This window comes from Actinomadura sp. BRA 177, assembly GCF_013372625.1.
Lineage (GTDB): Bacteria > Actinomycetota > Actinomycetes > Streptosporangiales > Streptosporangiaceae > Spirillospora.
Genome location: NZ_JABXFD010000728.1, coordinates 1 through 261 on the forward strand (window position 1 = coordinate 1; position 261 = coordinate 261).

General features: G+C 64.8%; 1 rRNA gene. It reads left to right on the forward strand.

The features are described 5' to 3' along the window. Window positions 1–117: ribosomal RNA gene (locus HUX53_RS39525) — 16S ribosomal RNA — on the forward strand; the annotation flags it as partial. Window positions 118–261: the final 144 nt, after the last annotated feature.

The window sequence follows — 261 nt, forward strand, 5'->3', positions numbered from 1 at the left end:
ACCCGAAGCCCGTGGCCCAACCCGCAAGGGGGGGAGCGGTCGAAGGTGGGGCCGGCGATTGGGACGAAGTCGTAACAAGGTAGCCGTACCGGAAGGTGCGGCTGGATCACCTCCTTTCTAAGGAGCAACCAGCTGGCCTGTGTGGATCCGCCCCTCCGGGGGTCGGTGCGCGGGTCGGTGGCCACTGTTGACAGCGGATGTCTGTCAGGTGGCTGCTCATAGATGTGGAGCACTGGCTACTCAGCTCACCGCCTGTGTGAG